The organism is Brucella lupini (genome assembly GCF_002252535.1).
GTDB classification, from domain to species: Bacteria; Pseudomonadota; Alphaproteobacteria; order Rhizobiales; family Rhizobiaceae; genus Brucella; species Brucella anthropi.
The window spans coordinates 282366-303125 of the sequence record NZ_NNRN01000044.1 but is presented as its reverse complement, the minus strand read 5'-3'; the positions used below and the strand labels follow the sequence as shown (position 1 = coordinate 303125).

Genomic DNA, 20760 nt, shown 5'->3' with positions numbered 1-20760 from the left:
GTCCGAGGCAAGCCTTCGTGCCGTCCATTGAAAGCCAATAGCCTCGCCTCTCGCAGGAGAGGCTCTTAAGGGGAGCGTTCTTCGCTATTCATCTAAAGCCTCTCCTCCGTTTGCGCATCGAAAAGCGACAGGGCATCCGGCTTGAAACCGATCCTGACCTTCTCACCTGCCCGATAGCGCTTCCCCGCTTCCACCCGTGCGGATAGCGAATGTCCGTTCAGGCGAAGCCAGACCAAACTGTCGGCACCCATCGGCTCGTCCAGATCGACGGTCGCCTCAAAACCATCTTCGACATCAAGTCTAGTATGCTCAGGACGAACCCCGAGGGTGGCCTTACGTCCGGGTGTCAGCCCACCGTCATATCCATCAAGCTGAACGGCGGTCTCGCCAACATGGAAGACTGGCTTGCCATTTGTAGCCGTAATTTCTCCCGTAAAGAAATTCATCGACGGCGAGCCGAGAAAACCCGCTACGAACCTGTTCTTTGGGCGATTGTAAATCGTCGACGGATCAGCCAGTTGTTGGACCACCCCACCTTTCATGACTGCGATGCGGTCCGCCAATGTCAGGGCTTCGATCTGGTCGTGCGTGACGTAGATCATGGTATTGCCGAGTTTCTGGTGAAGGCGCTTGATCTCAACGCGTAGCTCAGAACGTAATTTTGCATCCAGATTGGAAAGCGGTTCATCGAACAAAAACACGTCGACATCGCGCACCAGCGCACGACCGATCGCAACACGCTGACGTTGTCCGCCGGACAGGGCTGAGGGTTTACGTTGCAGCAAAGGTTCGATCTGGAGAATTTCAGCAGCACGCTTGATACGCTTATCGATCTCTCCTTTGGGCAGCCCGGCAACACGTAAACCAAAGGAAAGGTTCTTTTCGACAGTCATCTGCGGATAAAGCGCATAGGATTGAAACACCATGCCGATACCGCGATCCTTCGGTTCTTCCCACGTAACGTTACGCCCCTTGATGAAGATGCTGCCTTCCGAAATATCGAGAAGGCCCGCCACGCAATTGAGCAGCGTAGACTTGCCGCAACCGGAAGGCCCAAGAAGCACGAGGAATTCACCCTCCCCGATCTCCAGATTGAGATTTTGCAGCACATTGACCGAGCCGAAGCCGAGCGATAGGTCCTGGATGGAAACGCTGGAGTTCATCAGTTCATCCTTTCACTGCGCCAGCGGCAATGCCGCGTACAAAATACCGACCAGAAACAAAATAGACGAGCAATGGCACAGCCCCGGTAAGAATGGTGGCGGCCATATTGACGTTGTATTCCTTCACGCCCTGCATGGAGTTGACGATATTGTTCAGCTGGACGGTCATCGGAAAATTCTGGGTTCCCGCAAATACCACGCCGAACAGAAAGTCGTTCCAGATACCGGTCACCTGCAGAATGATTGCAACCACGAAGATCGGCAGCGACATCGGCAGCATGATCTGAAAGAAAATGCGCCAGAACCCGGCTCCGTCGACACGCGCTGCCTTGAAGAGTTCCGGCGGCAGGCCGGCGAAATAGTTGCGGAACAACAACGTCAAGATCGGCATGCCGAAGATGGTATGAATGAAGACAACGCCGGTCAGCGTGCCGAATATACCAAGCTCGCGCGTAATGATAACGAGCGGATACAGCATGACCTGATACGGAATGAATGCCCCAAACAACAAGACTGAAAAGAATATTTCCGATCCTTTGAACTTCCAGTTGGCCAGCGCGTAACCATTGACCGAAGCAATGGTGATGGAAACCATCACGCTCGGCACGGTGATCTTGATCGAATTCCAGAAACCCGCGCTAATGCCTTCACAATAAAGGCCGGTACAAGCCTGACTCCATGCCTTGACCCATGGCTCAAAGGTGATTTCGACTGGCGGTGAAAAGATGTTGCCGAGCCGGATCTCCGGCATACCCTTCAGAGAAGTGACTACCATCACGTAAAGCGGCAACAGATAATAGACGGCAGCAACGAACAAAATGCTGTAGAGCATGATGGTGGCCGGTGCAAAGCGCCGTTTTGGCTTACGACCCCACGGCTGCGAAGCCCGCTTTTGTGCCGGACGAGCCTGGGCTGCTACAGCCTCAGTTTCGGCTGGCCTCTTCCTGTTGAGGACAGCTTCAGTCATCGCGCTTTCCTCCGACTATATTCCAGCATTGTCCAAGGAACGAGAATGATCAGAACCGTGGTCAGCATGACGGTAGAAGCAGCAAGCCCCTGCCCCAAATTGGCCCAGCCGAACATGAAGTCGTAAACATATTTTGCTGGTACTTCCGACGCTATGCCGGGACCGCCATTGGTCATGGCAACCACCAGATCGTATAGTTTGACGATGCCTGTCGCGATAAGAACGATGGTCGTCACCAGAACGGGGCGCATCATCGGCAGGATGATGAAGAGATAGGCTTTCCACTTCGGAATGCCGTCAACTCGTGCAGCCTTCCAGATTTCATCATCGACATTGCGCAGCCCGGCCAGCATCAGAACCATGACCAACCCCGTCATCTGCCAGAGCCCGGCAATGACAATTGCATAGATGACGTAGGTACGGCTCGACAGGATAGCCATCTGGAAATTGTCGAAGCCGATATCGCGAATGACTTTCTCCAGTCCGAGTTGCGGATTGAAAATCCACTGCCAGACAAGGCCCGTCACAATGAACGACAGGGCATAGGGATAGAGGAAAATCGTGCGAAATGTGTTCTCGAAGCGGATTTTCTGGTCCATCAGGGCAGCAAGGACAAACCCGGCCACAAGGGAAAAGCCCATGCAGAGGACGCCATAGATCGCCAGATTGCGGACTGACACATGCCAGCGGGTCGCAGAAAACAGGCGCGTATATTGATCGAAGCCGACAAAATTCAACATAGGCAGCGATTTGGAGGACGTGAAGGAATAAACAACCGTCCAGAGCGTGCAGCCAATGAAGACCACGAGAACCGTCGCGATCATCGGAAGTGCTGCAACCTTTGCATTCAGATTGCGAAATATTCCCAACGGCTTTCCACGACTGCCCTCTTCCATGACGGCCATGATACTCCTCCCTGTTCCGGTTCTCGGAGTGTCCTGTACCGTCGTCCTCATCGACAGCGCAGGACTTGAACGTGACTATTGTGCCTGTTCGATAATCTCCGCAAAACGTTCCTGAATATCATCGACCGTCATGTCTGGATTGGAGAAAAACTCGGCAGCCAGACTTTCGATTTGCCCTTGGGTATCCGGCGCACGCAACTGCTCCACAGAGGGAACGATGTTGTCCGGGTTCTTCAGAATATCGATACCCGCACGCATGCAGCTCGAGGCTGAATCGAGATCCACATCGCCACGGATCGGCAGCGAACCCTTGGCCAGATTGAAGGCAACCTGCGTCTCCTTGGAAACGAGCATGCTTGCCAGCTTGAGCTGTGCCTTGGTGACTTCCTGATCCTTGTTCTTCGGGAAGTAGATCGCATCACCGCCAGTATCCAGATATTGATGAACGCCGAGTCCTGGCAAGCAGTCATAATCCTTGCCTGCAACCTTGCCTGCTGTCCCAAACTCGCCTTGCGCCCAGTCTCCCATGATCTGCGTACCGGCGCGGCCGGTCAGCACCATGTTGGTCGCCTCGTTCCATGAACGGCCCACATAACCCGGGTCAGCCAATGAGCGCGCCTGAGCCAGCGCTTCAAAAACCTTCTTCATTTCAGGACCGCGTGCCGCATCGGCGTTCTTGTCCTTATTGACCTTTAGATAGAGGTCCTTACCGCCAATCGCAGTTGTCAGGACAGTCAGCATGCCATTCACCTGCCAACCGTCACCGGTCGCCAACGGCACAATGTTCTTTTCCTTCAGCTTGGGAGCTGCAGCTATAAGGTCATTCCAGTTCTTTGGAGGTTCGGTTCCGGCCTCGCGAAAGGCTTGCGGATTGATCCACATCCATTCCCATGAGTGAATATTCAGCGGCACACAGTAGAGGCGCCCTTCATAAGTACAGGATTCCAAGAGGCTCTTCGGGCGAATGAAGTTGGCCCAGCCTTCCTTTTCGGCAAGCTCGGTCAAATCCGTCATCAATCCGCCCTGAACCAGTTCTTCAGCCTGCCGTCCATGATTGAGCTGGGTCGCTCCCATTGGATTACCGCCGAGAATACGGCTGATAATGATCGGGCGGGCTGTAGCACCGCTACCGGCAATCGCCCCATCGACCCACTTGTCGCCGCCGAGCGCGTCATATTTTTCAGCGAGAACTTTGACAGCTGCCGCTTCACCACCTGATGTCCACCAATGCGTAACTTCAAGATTAGCCGCAGAAGTTGAATCTGCCATTGTCAACGTTGTCATAGCGAGACAAACAGATGTGGCGAGAACTTTTGCTCTTTCTGGTAACATTCCATATCCTCCCAAATCTGAAACGTTACAGATATGGTATTCAAAACCATCTCGCTTGCAAGTCCTTAATTTCTGACAAGTGGGATCTAGCACTCAGGCAGAGTTTAACAGATTGATCTTTTGTTGTTTTCCTGAAAGAAATTTTTTGGTGTGAAAGGATCATCTTGTGTTTTATCTCGTTTGATATTCAGCATGAAACACTCAAGATCTATGAATCTGTAACGTTACAGATTGAAACAATCCCAAACGAAAAGGGCGCTCGTGAGAGCGCCCTTCCTGCATTTCGAAATCGACTTGAATCAGGCCACCTTGCTCACGAGGCCATGCGGATCGAGAACGAATTTCTTCGCCGCACCCTGATCAAAGCTCTCATAGCCCTTCGCCGCATCCTCAAGTGAAATGACCTGAGCGTTTACGATCTCGGCGATATTCAGGCGTCCATGCAGGATCGCCTGCATCAGTTGGCGATTGTACTTCAGAACGGGTGTCTGTCCGGTATGGAATGACTGCGCCTTGGCCCAACCGAGACCAAACCGTAACGACAAGCTGCCTTGTTTCGCAGCATTGTCGACAGCACCAGGGTCTTCGGTGACATAAAGCCCCGGAATACCAATTGCCCCGGCGGGACGAGTTATCTCCATCATCTGGTTCAGCACGATCGCCGGTTGCTCGCCACCGCTATGACCGCGCGCCTCGAACCCAACAGCATCAATAGCACTATCCACTTCGTTGCTGCCTGTGACTTCTGCAATCATGTCGCCGAGACGATCACTTGCCGAAAGATCGATTGGTTCGAAACCCACTTTCCGCGCGTGATCGAGCCGTTCCTTGTTGAAGTCACCGACCATAACGACCGCAGCGCCCAGAATGCGAGCGGATGCCGCAGCAGCAAGCCCCACCGGTCCCGCACCCGCGACATATACAACCGAACCAACCCCGACGCCGGCTTTCACCGCACCGTGAAAGCCGGTCGGCAAGATGTCAGAAAGCATCGTCAGGTCGCGGATTTTTTCCATCGCCTGCTCGCGATCGGGGAACTTGAGCAGATTGAAATCGGCATAGGGCACCATGACATAGCGGGCCTGCCCGCCAATCCAGCCTCCCATATCAACATATCCATAGGCGCCACCGGCACGCGACGGGTTGACCGTCAAACAAACACCTGTGTCCTGGGATTTGCAGCAACGGCAGCGACCGCAAGCGACATTGAACGGGACTGAAACGATGTCGCCCACGTCGAGCATCTCGACATCGCTGCCTTTTTCAATAATTTCCCCGGTAATTTCATGCCCCAGCACGAGACCGGGCATCGCAGTCGTGCGTCCGCGAACCATATGCTGGTCGGAACCACAAATATTTGTCGAGATTACCTTCAATATAACGGCGTGGTCCAGCTTCCTCCCGTCCGGTGCCGCTAACGCTGGATCTTCAATATCGCGCACTTCGACTGTCCCGGGCCGCAAATAAACGACGCCACGGTTCTTGCTCATGTCTACCTCCTCCAGGTCGAACAACACTGACAGATTTCAAACAATGCAATGATCGATGGTCTCCGGACGCAAATTGACAACGCCCGTTTCAGGGAAGTTACAGACGGAAAGCGAGCGGTTCAGTCCCAATCGCGACACGTCTCATTCAAATTGAACTTGAGGATTTGGTGCATCACCGTCAGTGTGCACTAAGCTTCATGTTTCCCGCGCCGTCATCAAAAATGAAGGCAGGGCCGACAACACGTACACTACGGTCTGTTATGGGAGCAAAAGACGCCGCTGAAGCAGCTACGTCATCATTACGAGTCGGTCGAGCATCTGGCATGGGAACGACGACATTTTTGAACGCGCGACCGCCCTTGCTACTGGCCCGCAGCTCACTGATCTTGTCGACATAACCGGCCCAGTTGCATCTTCTGAAATCACCGCTTCCCTGATAGTTATATGCGGTAGACAACTCGACATAGGGCTTACCGTTCGAGACTGACACCATATCGGCCGTTTCGCCGTTCGGATCATTCAGAACGTAGAGATCGACATTCTCCCCCTGACAAATAAAACGGCATTGTGCCACTGTTTCCGTCACGCTGTCGGACTTCTGAAACTGTGAATGCGGAGCTGGGAATAGATAACCATCCGACAAACGCACACAATAAGTCAGGGCGCCTTTGATACCATTCGGCACCCATGGCTTGTCGTTCGTTGCGACAGACGCAACTTTGGGACGGTCAAGTTTCACTTTTGCTGCCGGACTGGCAGCCGGTTGTTCTACGCATGATCGGGAAGAAAGCGAACTGGATGAAAGCTGCCGCTGTATTTCAGCTATTTTTTGAGAAAGATCGCGGCAAGGATTGAAAAAACCGCCGCGTTCGTCGCCACCCTTGCAACCACGGCTGCGTTCCAGCGCGCGCAGTGCCGAAAGCTGGCGCTGCGTCATCATATCCGCAGCACCGGCTGCACGCGTGCAGGACGCGGCAGCCAATTGCGGGAAACAGAGCAGTCCAATCAAAAGAAGCAAGGCGAAAGATTTTGCCACCACAACACCTTTGAAACCCATAACTTTTGATGATCACCTCACCGACAAGAGCTGACGAGGTGCTTCCATTTCTGAGCTCCCTCGTTTGGAGTTCAGCACTTGATCCGGATCCATTTCCGATACCAGAGCGGCCAATGCCAATCGAAGATAAAGCGGCGCATCAGTGCGATCTATCGCTTTCAGCGCAACTCGCGAAATACCGAGAGAGTGGGCCAGCTCCTGCTCGGATGTGTTTAGGGATGCACAGATTCTCGCGAGCTTTTCGTATGCACGTCTACCCATTACCGTTGTTCCCTCCTCTGTCATTACGGCGATCATCTCCGATCGCCATTGCCTTCACCATTTTATATTCAGCCCCAAGTTACCCTCCCATATCCGGTTGCGTTCGCCACCAAGATTGGTCGTGTAGTCTGCAGTCGCAAACAAACTGGCTTTCTCGGTAATATCCAAGGTCAGCCCACCACCCAGTTCCAGCGATGTGCCCTTGAGATCAGTCACAATCGGATCAGTGGCAAAACGCACAGTTTGATCCGATGAAAAATTCTGCCAAAGATTGGCTTTCAGATATGGCCGTAATTTCCCGACCGAAGTTTCTTGTTCACCCTGCAATCTGAACCCGATCCGGCCCGTCCGTGCATCACCTGTATCAAACGCTACCGAGGAATAACGATCAGCCTGATCATCAAGCGAGAGATGCTGCCAGATCAGTTGCGCCTGCGGCTCCAGTGTCCAGCTTTCGCTCAGGGCGAGAGGATAGCCTCCTTCGAGCGAAGCCGTAACCCCATGCCCGTCGAGGTCAATACTCTGACCTTCATTCGAGGTTGCATCACCACCGAACCACGTTCCCATAAGTATGGCGTCGAGATACCAGCCTTGCGGCCCGATATGAGTCCAGTACCCGCCGAAACTCGTACCCGTAACTTCGAGATCGCCAACAGCGAGATCGTTCCAGCCGAGCGCTTGCCCGGTGATATCACCTGTTGCGCGGGCATAACCGAAAAACAGACCGAAACGGTCAAAATGTCCGCCATCCGTTTCGCGACCCAGAATATCCTGTCCCGCCTGAATACCAAAGAGCTTTCCGTCGAGACCCGGTGCAACCGTTCCTCGCCATTTCATATCAATATCCTGCCCGAAGACTCTGCCCCAGCTCGCAGGCAGATATCCGGCAGTTTTCAGCAAATCCTGCTCGCCACGACGTTCATGAAACGTACCGAGCGTAGAAAGCGCCAGATGGTACGCCACAGGCGGCAATGCTGAATAAACCGGCACTTCCTTGCGATAGAGAGAAATCACGTCGCCCTTAACCCTCGTTGCACCAGGTGAAGGCGGAACTGCTCCGTCGAATGGAAGGACAACATTCTGTTGTTGACCCGTCGTATTGTCGGGTGGATTAGGAGCCTCCGCCGATACGGGAGGTGGAGGCGCATCGGGAGCGGAAGCATCTTCTGTTACCGGCGTTTCTGTATCCGGGTCGACAGGCAAAGTCGCTGGAGGCTGCTCGAGTGCGGGTGGCGGCGCAGTTGTTTCGGGCTCTTCCGGCGAAACGGATGTTCCCCCCGTCGAAGCAGGCGGTTCGCTTCCACGAACCAAAGTTGATCTCAGATACCAGTTCTCGGTGGTATTCGCCGTTACACCGCCCTTGAACAGAAAATATTCGTAGGCACCGGCAGCAGCACGACCGTTCAGTGAAAAAGCATTCTGACTGGTGGAACCACCATTCAATGCTTGTACGACCATAATGCCGTCCGCATTTGTTGCAGCGCCTGCCCCACCCGCGTTGGTAACCGCAATGGCGGTGTTACCTGATGCAACACCTGTATCGATCACAAGCTTGTCCGAAGGAGCGCCATCAGAAGCCAGAACGGTATCTAAAAACAGAAGACCGTTCTGCCCGACGTAATTGCCCTTGATCGTAAATGTGTCAGTAGTGCTCGCCCCTCCATTGGTGAGGTCAATACGCCCGGCGTTAAAGACACTGGCCAGTTGGCTTGCTGCGAACGGGTTCACACTACCCATTGCAGCACCGCCATAGACGGTGCTCGTCGCATCGATACTGAGCGTCCCCGTTCCCGTTCCGGCATCGCCCAACGTAAGAGCGCTGTCGAAAACAAGGCGCGTATCGTCAGTAAGGTTGATTGTTTCCCAGCTGTCAAAACGGGAGACTTTTCCTGTTTTCACATTATTGAACGTAAGAACATCATTCCCCTCGCCGCCGCTAAGCCGTGCAGTAGCGCCTATATTGGCATCGGTAAGGTTGGCAAGAACGGCCGTATCGTTATCCGGGCCAAGATCAATCTTCCCATAGATTATGCCGCCACCACTCCATGAAAACTGATCATTACCGAAACCGAGCAGAACATCACCTGCAACCGTGCCGCCCGTCATGGTTACACTGTCGGTTCCACTACTGATGCTTATATTGCCGCCGATCATACCGCCAGAAACGATAATCGTATCATTACCAAGTCCGGCAATCAGGTTGCGGTCAATTGTTCCGCCAGACATGTTGAAATAATTATCATCTAGCTTGAGATTGACGCGTCCGATGCGTCCATCCGTCATCACTGCATAATCGCCATCGTCAAAGGCATCGATGATACGTCCACCCGACATAAAAAATTGGTCGTATCCGTTACCCTGATTGAGCGAACCAATCTCGCCGCCCGTTATACGGAACTCGTCAATACCATTTCCTTGACGAACATTGCCTGTAACGCTTCCACCTGTAATGAGAAAGCTGTTGAGACCATCGCCCTGATTGACATTCCCTACAATCGAACCGGAATGGACTTCCACGCGGTCCACACCGGAGCCGAACGCTACATCTCCGCTAACGGTGCCTGTCCCTCCAGTCGGCAAAAGCAATGTATTGTTACCATTGAGGTCGGTAAGACCGCCGGGAGATGTGCCGCTGTCGCAAATGAATGTGTCATCACCTAGCGTCGGCGAAAACGAACATGCAGCCATGCCGGGAGTGCTTTGTAGCAAAACCGTTCCTAAGGATATGAGCGCTGTGCTGGACAGAAAACGGATGGCGCGCGAGCCGATGTTGCGACAATGCATTGAAACCCCTCAGCTCTTTGCAGTGCTCTACTCAAAACAATAGAAGGGTATTTTCTTTCATTAGGCAACGTAAAATATCACTTCAAAAGTGAAACTACTTCCACAAAACAAAGATAATCAAAAGTTCAAAGCAACCATATCGATTACCAAAATATGACACCTTTTCTTCCGAGTAAAATAGCATGAAATATATTTTATAGCGTAAACTGCTAATTTTGCTCATATATTCGCCTTGATCCCCCTGAATAGGGGGATTCACACGCTGCCGCACACAGCGCGCTCGGGTTGAAATTGGTGTAAGCAACCGAACACCAACTGAATGTGATCAAAACCTTCTAAAAGAGCCCAATATTAGCTTTATCTACGAAAACCCCGTCAGCCGGACAGATTTGAACGTCTCTTGACCCAGAATCCGAGAAGCGGATTCATTAACAATTAAATCAATGTAGATTCGCGGGCGAGATGAACGGCAGCACAATGACGAGCAAAGCGGACTTGATCAGAATTAGAACATTCCAGACGGGCGACGCGGACAGTGTTTTTGCTGTAATCTTGCCAATACAACAATGCGAGTTCGACATTCCGATCAGCGCAGACGACCAACCTGATATACGAGACGTGGAGGGGTTCTATTGTCAGGGAAGCGGTGAATTTTGGGTAGCCGAAGCCGATGGTCACATCGTCGGCACCATAGCCCTCAAGGATATAGGGCAAGGTCAGGCTGCTTTGCGGAAAATGTTTGTCGCCAAGGCTTATCGCGGTTCCGAATTCGGTACTGCGTACAAATTGCTTGCAACGCTCATTTCGCACGCTCACGAACGAGGCGTTACCAAAGTATTGCTTGGAACGACCGAGAAGTTTCTGGGCGCACATCGGTTTTATGAAAAGAACGGCTTCGTGGAAATCTCCCATACAGATTTACCGGAAGATTTTCCGCGGATGGCTGTCGATACAAAATTCTATGCAATAGAATTATCTTGAAGCACGCGACCACTCGCTTGCTTCAAGATAAGAGCAGCTTTCCGTCAGCTATGCTTGCGTTCTAGAAGTCGTCCCTATGCCGTATCGATTGCACATAAGCGTAGGCTGTGCCCAGAAGCACAGGAACGATTACCAAAGCGGTCCAGAATAGAATGTTGCTCATCTCTGCCCTCCCTCCCGTGGTGCGTAGCGATGTGCTTTCTGCATTTCTGCAGGCTCTATTCTAACACGTAAGAAGCCATCTTGTTCCAAATTCTTAATGAGGGGTTAACGGTCTCAATTGTTCTGACGGGCGAGTATCATGGCAATCCAGTCGATAAATATCCTGACCCGGGGAGAAAGTTGCCGATCGCGCGGATATACAACAGATACCGGTGACGAGCTGGGCGGATAAGCGTGGAGTATCTGTACTAATTTTCCATCCGCAATATGTCGTATCGCATGATAGCGAGGTATCTGAATGATCCCAAGGCCCAAGCTGGCCGCAGCCGTATAGCTTTCAGCGGCATTGACCGAAACCGGAGCCGGTATCGTCACTGTTCGCAATTTGCCGTCGACCATAAACTCCAGGGGCATACGGGCTATGCTGCCGCTGGCTCGGAAGCCGATCATCTGATGGCCATCAGTCAGTTGATCTGGATGTCGGGGTTCCCCAAATCGTGCAAGATAGGCAGGAGATGCGACGGTAACCTCATCCAGCGTCGCAACACGCCGGGCAATCATGTCGCTATCCTGCAGGAGACCCACACGCAGAACGCAATCGATACCTTCCCGAACCGGATCAACGAACCGATCGCCCTCGGTCATATAAAGTTCAATATCCGGATACTTTTCCAGAAAAGCTGGCAATTCCGGTAGCAGAAAATGCCGCGCAAGCGTGCCCTGCACTTCCACCCGAAGCAAACCTCTCGGCATTGCGCCAGAAAATCCGCCTTCGGCATCCTCGATACTAGCTATGATTTCTATGCAGCGCTGATAATAGGCCTGACCATCAAGCGTTGGATTAACGTGACGCGTAGTGCGCAAGAACAATTGCGTGCCCAATCGTCTTTCGAGCTGCTTGATCGCGTCGGTGACGGTTGAACGCGGGATCCCTAGATCTTCCGCCGCCAATGTGAAACTGCGTCGTTCCAGTACACGGGTAAAAACCCGCATCGCATCAAACCGGTCCATCTGATTGTTCGCTACTTTCGGATAGTAATGACAAATAATGCCGGATTAAACGGTGTTAGAAAAGTGCGATCTTGCTGTGGGTTGTACAAAACCAAACCACCGGAACGGAGCAGACAATGTCCGATATGAAAAACAAGGTTGCCATCGTCACTGGAGCATCGCGCGGCATTGGCGCTGCCATTGTCGAAAGACTGAGCCACGACGGTTTTACTATCATCGTTAACTATGCAGGCAATGCCGCTCTCGCCGACGCCGTCGTCAACAAGATCGAGGCTTCGGGCGGCATTGCGCGAGCAGCACAGGCTGATGTTGCCGATCCTGCCGCAGTAAAGAGAATGTTCGATGCGGCCGAAGACGCTTTCGGCGGCGTAGATGTTCTCGTCAACAATGCCGGTATCATGACCCTGTCGCCTCTCGCCACAACAGAGGACGTAGATTTCGACAAGCTCGTTTCGGTCAACCTCAAGGGCACCTTCAATACCATGCGGGAGGCTGGTAAACGACTGCGCGACAATGGGCGTATTATCAATTTTTCCACCACTGTCGTCGGCCTGAAATTGGAAAACTACGGTGTTTATGCCGCAACCAAGGCCGCAGTCGAAACCTTGACGGCGATCATGACCAAGGAAATGCGCGGTCGAAACATCAGCGTCAATGCCATTGCGCCCGGCCCCACTGCGACCGATCTCTTTCTCGATGGAAAATCTGAAGAGCTGGTCGCACGCATGGCCAAGATGAGCCCGCTCGAACGTCTGGGGACCCCGGAAGACATTGCAGGGGTGGTTGCGTTCCTGGCCGGACCCGACGGTGCATGGGTAAATGGCCAGATATTGCGAGCCAATGGTGGGATCATCTAGATTACCCGTGCACGCTCTGCGAGGCATTTACCTCGTAGAGCGTATTATTCCCTAAACTTATCCTAATAGTTGTAGATAATCCCTATTCGCCTTGACAGTTTGTCGCGGTGAGGCTTCACATGAGCCGGATTCTTTTCGCCTTTTCTAATAGAATTGGAAATGGCACCGGTCGTCGTGAGGGGATGCAAATGCTTTTTGGTTTCAACCGGCTTTTCTGGGCCTTTGCAGTCACAGCTTGCCTGTCCGCAGCTCCACACACTACACAAGCGGCCGAAACCCGGCGGATAGAGATCACCAAAGATAGCGATTATTTCGGCTTCGACTTGCGTACGGAGAAGAATGTCTCGCTCGACCAGTGCAAAAACATTTGTCTGGGTGACAATGCTTGCCTCGCCTTCACCTATAATCCGAAGGTCAAGTGGTGTTTCTTGAAATCCGATTTCAACAAGCTCAATCAGTCCGTTGGCTCTATTGCGGGTAAGGTCGTCACGCAATCCGCTGCAGCCCGCGAAGTAGAAGATATTGGCGCTCCGCCCAGCATCTCGTTCTTCGCCGCCAATCTGATTGACGAAGCCCGTCGTCTGAAGCGCGAAATCAATGGCCTTGAAAGCTCCGACAGCCTGCGCACTTTGCGAAATGAAGCAGGTGCAGCGGGCCTGAATGGCGATCCGCGCACGGCGATGGAAAAGTTCCGCCTGGCTGCCAGCATGTCGCCGGATGAAAGCGAAATCTGGACCGGATATGCGCTTTCAGCGCTTGCGACCGAGCCGTCCAACGGTCAGGAACGTTCCAAGTTCCAGCGCGATGCGACGTCGGCCTCGTGGTTTGCCTACCAGACCTCACGCACCAAGGATGAGCGCGCGCAAGCGCTTGCCGTCATGGCGCAGGCACTGGAAAAGCGCGATGCATCGCGCCCGGCCTTACAGGCCTATGAAGCGAGCCTTGATCTCGTCAATTCCGCATCCGTTCGTGCAGTCTATGAAGATCTGAAAGCCCGCAAAGGCTTCCGCATCGTCAACAACACGGTCGATAATGATAATGCCGCCCCCCGCATTTGCGCGCAGTTCTCGGAAGAACTGGTCAAGAGTGGTGTCGATTATTCAAGCTTCGTCAAGCTTGACAATGGCGCGCCGCAGGCAGTTGAAGCCAAGGATCGTCAGATCTGTGTCGAAGGTCTGGAACATGGCCGCAATTACACCGTGACGTTCCGTCAGGGTCTGCCATCGGCTGTTGGCGAAGTGCTGCCAGCTCCGGTCAATCTTTCGATCTATGTGCAGGACCGCGCGCCATCGGTGCGCTTTACCGGCGACAGCTTCGTGCTGCCTGCGAAAGCCCGTCGCGGCATTCCGCTGGTCAGCGTCAATTTGAGCACAGCCAAGGTCAAGCTCTACCGCGTCGGCGACCGTTCGCTGGCACAGCTTCTCTCCGGCTATCAGTTCCTGCGCCAGTTGGACAGCTACGACATCAGCACGGTTTCCGATCAGATGGGTGCACCTGTCTGGGAAGGTGAGATCGAGGTTGCAGGCAATGAGCTGAACAAGGAAGCAACGACCAGTTTCCCGGTTGATGAAGCACTGCCGGAACGCAAGCCCGGCGTCTATGTGCTGACCGCTGAACCGCTGGTCCAGAAGTCCGATGATGAATATGGCACCAAGGCAACGCAGTGGTTTGTTGTTTCCGACATCGGCCTTTCGACCTATACCGGACAGGACGGCATCAATGTGTTTGCCCGCTCGCTGGAAAGCGCAGAGCCGCTTAAAGGCGTGAAGCTGACGCTCCTTGCACGCAACAATGAAGTGCTGGGCGAAGCGGCCACCGACAGCGATGGCCGTGCGACGTTTACGCCGGGACTGACACGCGGCACGGACGGCATGGTGCCAGCGGTGCTGATGGCAAGTCAGCATGATGAGGATTTCACATTCCTCGATATGGCGCGCGCCGGTTTCGATCTTTCCGATCGTGGTGTGACGGGCCGTGCCGTGCCGAAAGCGCTTGATCTTTATGCATGGACAGAGCGCGGCATTTATCGCGCGGGCGAAGTTGTGCATGTAGGCGCGCTTGCGCGTGACGACACCGCAACTGCAATCGATGATCTGCCGCTCACCTTCATCTTCACGCGTCCCGATGGCGTGGAAGATCGCCGTCTCGTTTCCGACAGCAAACTGGCCGGTGGTCATGCCATCGACCTGACCTTGCCGTCGAACGCCATGCGTGGCACCTGGAATGTTTCGGTCTATACCGATCCCAAGCAGCCAGCGATTGCCACGCAGATGTTCCTGGTTGAAGATTTTGTACCGGACCGGATCGAGTTCGATCTGACGTCTGACAAGCCGGAAATCGCTGTTGGCGAAACCGCCAATATCACCGTGGACGGTCGTTTCCTCTATGGTGCGCCTGCCGCCAGTCTTGCGCTTGAAGGCGAAGTCACGCTTTCGACCAAGCGTCAGTGGGACCGCTTCAAGGGCTATTATTTCGGCCTCGCCGATGAAGAACAGGGCGAAGCCACGCGCCTGCCGCTCGATGGCCTGTCAAAAGTCGATGACAATGGCAAGGCGACCTTCCCGGTTACAGTCGATGAAATGCCGTCAACAACGCGTCTCGTAAATGCAGCCGTGACCGTTCGTATGCGTGAAACCGGCGGTCGTGCGGTTGAGCGTAAGATTGATGTTGCCATTCAGCCGGAAACCGATCTCATCGGCATTCGCCCGGATTTCGCTGGCGATGAAGTTCCGCAGGGCGGCACTGCAAAGTTCAGCCTGATCGCCTCTGACAGCAAGGGTGATCGCAAGGCGCTTGATGGCGCACAATGGTCGCTGGTCAAGATCGAGCGTAATTATCAGTGGTATCGCAGCGGCAACAGCTGGAACTACGAACCAGTGACTTTCACCAAGGCGATTGCCAACGGCAAGATTGATCTAAAAACCGATAGCGAGGCTGAAATCAGCTTGCCGGTTGATTGGGGTCGTTATCGTCTTGAAATCGAAACGGCTGATGCCTCGGGTCCGCCCACAAGCTACGAATTCGACGCGGGCTGGTATGTAAGCTCAACCTCGACCGAAACACCGGACGGGCTCGAAATCGCACTCGACAAGGAACATTATGCGGCAGGTGACACGGCAGAACTGAAAATCTCCCCGCGTTTTGCCGGTGAATTGCTCATCACCATTGGTGCGGAAAAGCTGCTTAAGACAATCACCGCAAGCGTGCCGGAAAGTGGTACGACCATCGATATTCCGGTGGGTGAGGATTGGGGTGCCGGCGCCTATGTTACGGCAACGCTGTTCCGTCCGGGTGAGGCGATTGAAAGCCGTATGCCTGCGCGTGCGATTGGTCTTAAATGGCTGAAGGTCGATCCTGCCGACAAGCAGCTTGCAGTTAAGCTGACCCCGCCTGAAAAGATCGCGCCGCGTTCCACACTTTCCATCCCTGTTTCGGTTGAAAATGCGGGTGGCGAGCAGGCCTATGTCATGGTTGCGGCGGTCGATGTCGGCATTCTCAACCTGACCCGCTATCAGCCGCCGAACCCTGAAAACTGGTTCTTCGGCCAGCGTCAGCTGGGCCTTGAAATGCGCGATATGTATGGTCGCCTGATCGATGGTTCGCTCGGCGTCACCGGCAAGCTGCGCACAGGTGGCGATGGTGGCAATATGGCAGCGGAAGGCAGCCCGCCCACCGAAAAGCTGGTCGCACTGTTCTCCGGTCCGGTCGAACTCGATAGCGACGGCAAGGCTACGATCACCTTCGATATACCGCAGTTCAACGGCACCGCGCGTGTCATGGCTGTTACATGGACGAAAAAGGCCGTCGGCCACGCCGTCACCGATGTCATCATCCGCGATCCGGTCGTCATCACCGCTGGTCTGCCGCGCTTTATGGCCCCCGGAGATCAGGCCAATATCCGCTTCGATATTGCCAATACGGATGCACCGGACGGCGATTATCGTGTGAGCCTTGAGACCACCGATAATCTCGGTGTCGAAGTTGGCTCTTATCCTGAAAGCATTGCGCTTACAGGTGGCAAACGGCAGTCGATCACCGTTCCGCTCAATGCGGTGGCCACGGGTGCCGGTGGTGTGACGATCCGGCTTTCCAACGATGCAGGCCTCAACGTTGAACAGGCCTTGGCATTGCCGGTGCGCCCGGTCGATCTGCCGGTCACGAGCCGTCATGTCGTCAATCTCGCGGCCAATGGCGGAAGCCTGAAAGTCGACGGCGGCCTTCTGTCGGAAAGCCTGCTTGATGGTGCTTTTGTCAGCGTTGGTGTGACGCGCAGTGCTGCATTTGATGTGCCAGCGCTTTTGATGGCGCTCGACCGCTATCCGTATGGCTGCACCGAGCAGACTACCAGCCGCGCGTTACCGCTGCTCTATTTGAGCGAAATGGCGGCAGGCACAGAAGCAGCAGCGGGTCTGGAAAGTCAGGAAGAACTTAAAAAGCGCGTACAGGATTCCATCTTCCGCGTGCTCAACAACCAGTCTTCGAGTGGTTCGTTTGGCCTCTGGTCGCCGGGATCGGGTGATCTCTGGATGGACGCCTATGTGACCGACTTCCTGACGCGTGCCCGCGAAAAGGGCTATGACGTGCCGCAGCAGGCGATGCTGTCTGCACTTTCTAATCTGCAAAATGCGCTCGGCTATACCACCGACGTCAAGGAACGTGGCAACGACATTGCCTATGCGCTCTATGTTCTGGCACGCAACAAGAAGGCTTCTGTTGGCGATCTGCGTTACTTTGCCGATACCCAGCTTGAAAACTTTGCAAGCCCGATGGCCGTTGCCCAGCTTGGTGCAGCATTAGCGCTTTATGGTGATCAGCCGCGTTCGGAACGCGTGTTCAATTCGTCGCTCCAGCTCGCAACCAGCCAGTCCAGCTACGACTATAATCGTTCCGATTATGGTTCGCCGCTGCGTGATGGCGCGGCAATGTTGGCTCTTGCGTCGGAAACCAAGCCTGCGCCGAAAGTGCTGCCATCGTTGATTACGCTGGTCGAGTTCCAGCGCGAAAAGGCGCGTTATCTCAGCACGCAGGATCAGGCATGGATGCTGCTTGCAGCACGCGGGCTTCAGGATGACAATGGCGCAATCAGCCTCGACATCAATGGCACAGCGCATCAGGGCGCGTTCTCCGAGCGTCTCAATGGTGCAGCCCTTGAAACGCAGCCGCTGGTCGTCACCAACAAGGGGCAGGGTTCGGTTGATGCGGTCGTCACGGCTGTTGCAGCACCCGCTCAGTCACTGCCTGCGGGTGGAGAAGGTTTCAACATCGAGCGTACTTATTATACGCTCGATGGCGAGCCGGCCAATGTCACCGGGGTCAATCAGAATGAGCGCTATGTTGTTGTTCTGAAAATCGACGATCTGCAGGAATGGCAGTCGCGTCTGCTTGTGACCGATCTGCTGCCAGCTGGTTTCGAGATCGACAATCCGGGTCTTGTTTCCAGTGCCGATCTTGGCAATTTCCCATGGCTGGAAAGCACACAGGCAGCGCATCTCGAATTCCGCAATGATCGTTTTGTGGCCGCTTTCGACCGCTCTGCAGGCGAGAAGAAGCCGATTACGCTCGCTTATGTGGTGCGTGCGGTGACGCCGGGTCTTTACACCCATCCGGCAGCAACGGTTGAGGATATGTATCGTCCGCAATTTGCAGCGCGCACGGCGACAGGCATGATGGAGGTGGCGGCACCTTAGTGTGCGCTCAAACAAATGAAGAGGCGTTGGAAAATAGCAATTGGCGGTGCCGTGTTTCTTGGCATCGCCGCTGTAGGAACGGTTGCTGGGCTTGACTGGCTCGACCGCGCTTATCCTCCGCCTTTGCCGGAACGGCTGACCATTTCCACCGAAGTCATGGATCGCGACGGCACTTTGCTCCGCGCCTATGCAACGCCAGACGGCTATTGGCGCCTGAATACGCGGATTGAGGATGTCGATCCGAAATTCGTGAAAATGCTGATCGCCTATGAGGACAAGCGTTTTTACGATCATGGCGGCATTGATTTCACAGCGCTTCTTCGGGCCGCATATCAGCTTGCAGGGAGCGGCCGTATTGTTTCCGGCGGCTCCACACTTTCCATGCAGGTTGCCCGGCTGATCGAGCCGCGCGAAAGCCGCAGCTTCGGCTCCAAGTTCCGACAGCTGGCGCGTGCAATCCAGATCGAACGGCGGTTAAGCAAGTCTGAAATACTGGAGCGCTATCTGACGCTTGCGCCCTACGGCGGCAATCTGGAGGGGGTGCGGTCGGCATCATTAGCCTATTTTGGCAAGGAGCCGCTGCGCCTCACCATATCGGAAGCAGCGCTTCTTGTGGCTCTGCCGCAATTGCCTGAACGCCGCCGCCCGGATCGCGAGATGAAGAACGCGGTGGCCGCGCGGGATCGCGTTTTAAAACGCATGGTTTCGTCTGATGTTTTCACAGGCGAAGAAGCCGAGCGCGCATCGCGTGAGCGCATATCCGCGACGCGTCATCCCTTGCCTTCATTGGCCGCTCACTTTGCCGATCTCGCTTTGAAACAGGCGCCGACCGAGGCCCGGCATCAGCTGACGCTTAAGAAGTCGGTGCAGGCTGGGCTTGAAGTTGTGGCACGCGAAGCTGCTGCGAAGCTTGGGCCAAAGGTATCGGTCGCCATGGTGCTGGCCGACAGTCGCAACGGCAATATCTTAGGCGAAGTCGGCTCCGCTGATTACTTCGATGGCAAGCGGCAGGGCTGGATCGATATGACCCGCGCCGTGCGCTCGCCGGGTTCAACGTTAAAACCTTTCATCTATGGGCTGGCCTTCGAGCAGGGACTGATTGCGCAGGAAACCATCATCGAGGACCGCCCGCAGGATTTTGCGGGTTATCGTCCGCGTAACTTCGATATGAGCTATCAGGGCGATGTCAGCATCCGCCAGGCGCTGCAAATGTCGCTGAATGTGCCGACCATCAGCCTGCTCGATGCAGTCGGTCCAGCACGGCTCACCACGCGAATTCGACAGGCGGCGGTTAATCTCCAATTGCCGAAAGGCGAAGCGCCGGGGCTTGCCATCGGACTTGGCGGTGCGGGCATCAGCCTGCGCGATCTGGTGCAGCTTTATACAGGCCTTGCCAATGGCGGTCGCGGTGCAGCCCTTCGTGACGGCACCGAAGGTACCGAGCCGGTGCAGCCATCGGCCCCTATTCTCACCGAGCAGGCATCGTGGCAGATTGGCGATATTCTGGCCGGTGTCGTGCCGCCGCAAGGCGCAAAGCGTCTCGGCCTCGCTTACAAGACCGGCACGTCCTATGGATATCGTGATGCATGGTCGGTCGGTTATGACGGGCGTTATGTGCTAGGTGTTTGGGTCGGGCGTGCGGATGGCGGCTCGGTGCCGGGCCTTGCTGGTTATGTTTCGGCGGCTCCTATCCTGTTTGAAGCCTTTGTGCGCTCAGGCGTTGTTTCCATGCCGTTACCACGTGCGCCTGCTGGCGCATTTCGCACGGCACGCGCCGATCTTCCGGTAACGCAGATACGTTTTTCATCGAGCAGCGATCCTCTGCCGGTTCTCAAAGCCACGATTGAGCCGGCACCGCGCATCGTATTTCCGCCTGATGGCGCGCATGTCGAACTGAAAGCTCTGACCGACAATGCATCGCCGCTGGTGCTGAAATTACAGGGCGGACGCGCACCGTTTCGCTGGCTTGCTAATGGCAAGCCCATTGCTGAGATTGAGCGGCGGCGGACAACAAACTGGCAACCAGACGGAACCGGATATTCGACGTTGACCGTGGTCGACGCTGCCGGACGGGCCGCCAGCGTCAACATTTTCGTAGAATAA

The 20760-nt window shown here is 54.6% G+C and carries 12 protein-coding genes; 4 read left to right on the top strand and 8 right to left on the bottom strand.

Translation table 11 applies throughout. The features are described from left to right. Nucleotides 1-92: 92 nt before the first annotated feature. The 7 genes from CES86_RS11295 to CES86_RS11260 form a co-directional block, all read right to left on the bottom strand. Nucleotides 93-1163 carry an ABC transporter ATP-binding protein gene (locus CES86_RS11295; protein ID WP_010658656.1) on the bottom strand — a complete coding sequence of 357 codons (1071 nt, stop codon included), beginning with the start codon at nt 1161-1163 and terminating at the stop codon, nt 93-95. 4 nt (nt 1164-1167) lie between these two features. Then, the gene (locus CES86_RS11290; protein WP_029927590.1) at nt 1168-2130 is read right to left on the bottom strand and encodes a carbohydrate ABC transporter permease; all 963 of its coding nucleotides are present in this window, start codon (nt 2128-2130) and stop codon (nt 1168-1170) included. Beyond that, a complete protein-coding gene (locus CES86_RS11285) occupies nt 2127-3035 on the bottom strand; it encodes a carbohydrate ABC transporter permease (protein ID WP_081861790.1) in 909 nt (302 codons plus the stop codon). Before CES86_RS11285 ends, CES86_RS11290 begins: the two co-directional genes overlap by 4 nt. 75 nt (nt 3036-3110) lie before the next feature. After that, nucleotides 3111-4367, bottom strand: a complete 1257-nt coding sequence (locus CES86_RS11280) for an ABC transporter substrate-binding protein (protein ID WP_051686646.1) — start codon at nt 4365-4367, stop codon at nt 3111-3113. A 299-nt stretch (nt 4368-4666) separates the two neighbouring features. Then, entirely contained in the window at nt 4667-5857 is a 1191-nt protein-coding gene (gene fdhA / locus CES86_RS11275) for a formaldehyde dehydrogenase, glutathione-independent (protein WP_029927596.1), read from the bottom strand. A gap of 178 nt (nt 5858-6035) precedes the next feature. Next, nucleotides 6036-6914 carry a DUF2865 domain-containing protein gene (locus tag CES86_RS11270; RefSeq protein ID WP_029927598.1) on the bottom strand — a complete coding sequence of 293 codons (879 nt, stop codon included), beginning with the start codon at nt 6912-6914 and terminating at the stop codon, nt 6036-6038. A 315-nt stretch (nt 6915-7229) separates the two neighbouring features. After that, a complete protein-coding gene (locus CES86_RS11260) occupies nt 7230-9959 on the bottom strand; it encodes an autotransporter family protein (protein WP_094514390.1) in 2730 nt (909 codons plus the stop codon). Nucleotides 9960-10421: 462 nt separating this feature from the next. On the opposite strand from CES86_RS11260, the gene CES86_RS11255 reads away from it, so the two are divergent. Then, the gene (locus CES86_RS11255) at nt 10422-10940 is read left to right on the top strand and encodes a GNAT family N-acetyltransferase (protein ID WP_235819910.1); all 519 of its coding nucleotides are present in this window, start codon (nt 10422-10424) and stop codon (nt 10938-10940) included. A 276-nt stretch (nt 10941-11216) separates the two neighbouring features. Here CES86_RS11255 and CES86_RS11250 read toward each other — a convergent pair whose 3' ends face one another. Then, nucleotides 11217-12113 carry a LysR family transcriptional regulator gene (locus CES86_RS11250; protein WP_029927604.1) on the bottom strand — a complete coding sequence of 299 codons (897 nt, stop codon included), beginning with the start codon at nt 12111-12113 and terminating at the stop codon, nt 11217-11219. A gap of 116 nt (nt 12114-12229) precedes the next feature. Here CES86_RS11250 and CES86_RS11245 point away from each other — a divergent pair, with 116 nt between their 5' ends. The 3 genes from CES86_RS11245 to pbpC all read left to right on the top strand — a co-directional run bounded on the left by CES86_RS11245 (nt 12230) and on the right by pbpC (nt 20760). Then, entirely contained in the window at nt 12230-12970 is a 741-nt protein-coding gene (locus tag CES86_RS11245; protein WP_029927607.1) for an SDR family oxidoreductase, read from the top strand. A gap of 182 nt (nt 12971-13152) precedes the next feature. Further along, nucleotides 13153-18657 carry an alpha-2-macroglobulin family protein gene (locus tag CES86_RS11240; protein ID WP_036596087.1) on the top strand — a complete coding sequence of 1835 codons (5505 nt, stop codon included), beginning with the start codon at nt 13153-13155 and terminating at the stop codon, nt 18655-18657. Between the two features lie 15 nt (nt 18658-18672). After that, complete coding sequence (gene pbpC / locus CES86_RS11235; protein WP_029927612.1) at nt 18673-20760, top strand: penicillin-binding protein 1C; 2088 nt, start codon at nt 18673-18675, stop codon at nt 20758-20760.

Excerpts from the sequence above, each read along its gene's own strand:
- CES86_RS11260 (WP_094514390.1), bottom strand. The coding sequence starts at position 9,959 with ATGCATTGTCGCAACATCGGCTCGCGCGCCATCCGTTTTCTGTCCAGC.
- fdhA (WP_029927596.1), bottom strand. The coding sequence starts at position 5,857 with ATGAGCAAGAACCGTGGCGTCGTTTATTTGCGGCCCGGGACAGTCGAA.
- CES86_RS11270 (WP_029927598.1), bottom strand. The coding sequence starts at position 6,914 with ATGGGTTTCAAAGGTGTTGTGGTGGCAAAATCTTTCGCCTTGCTTCTT.
- CES86_RS11245 (WP_029927607.1), top strand. The coding sequence starts at position 12,230 with ATGTCCGATATGAAAAACAAGGTTGCCATCGTCACTGGAGCATCGCGC.
- CES86_RS11240 (WP_036596087.1), top strand. The coding sequence starts at position 13,153 with ATGCAAATGCTTTTTGGTTTCAACCGGCTTTTCTGGGCCTTTGCAGTC.
- CES86_RS11295 (WP_010658656.1), bottom strand. The coding sequence starts at position 1,163 with ATGAACTCCAGCGTTTCCATCCAGGACCTATCGCTCGGCTTCGGCTCG.
- CES86_RS11280 (WP_051686646.1), bottom strand. The coding sequence starts at position 4,367 with ATGTTACCAGAAAGAGCAAAAGTTCTCGCCACATCTGTTTGTCTCGCT.
- CES86_RS11285 (WP_081861790.1), bottom strand. The coding sequence starts at position 3,035 with ATGGCCGTCATGGAAGAGGGCAGTCGTGGAAAGCCGTTGGGAATATTT.
- pbpC (WP_029927612.1), top strand. The coding sequence starts at position 18,673 with ATGAAGAGGCGTTGGAAAATAGCAATTGGCGGTGCCGTGTTTCTTGGC.
- CES86_RS11250 (WP_029927604.1), bottom strand. The coding sequence starts at position 12,113 with ATGGACCGGTTTGATGCGATGCGGGTTTTTACCCGTGTACTGGAACGA.
- CES86_RS11255 (WP_235819910.1), top strand. The coding sequence starts at position 10,422 with ATGAACGGCAGCACAATGACGAGCAAAGCGGACTTGATCAGAATTAGA.
- CES86_RS11290 (WP_029927590.1), bottom strand. The coding sequence starts at position 2,130 with ATGACTGAAGCTGTCCTCAACAGGAAGAGGCCAGCCGAAACTGAGGCT.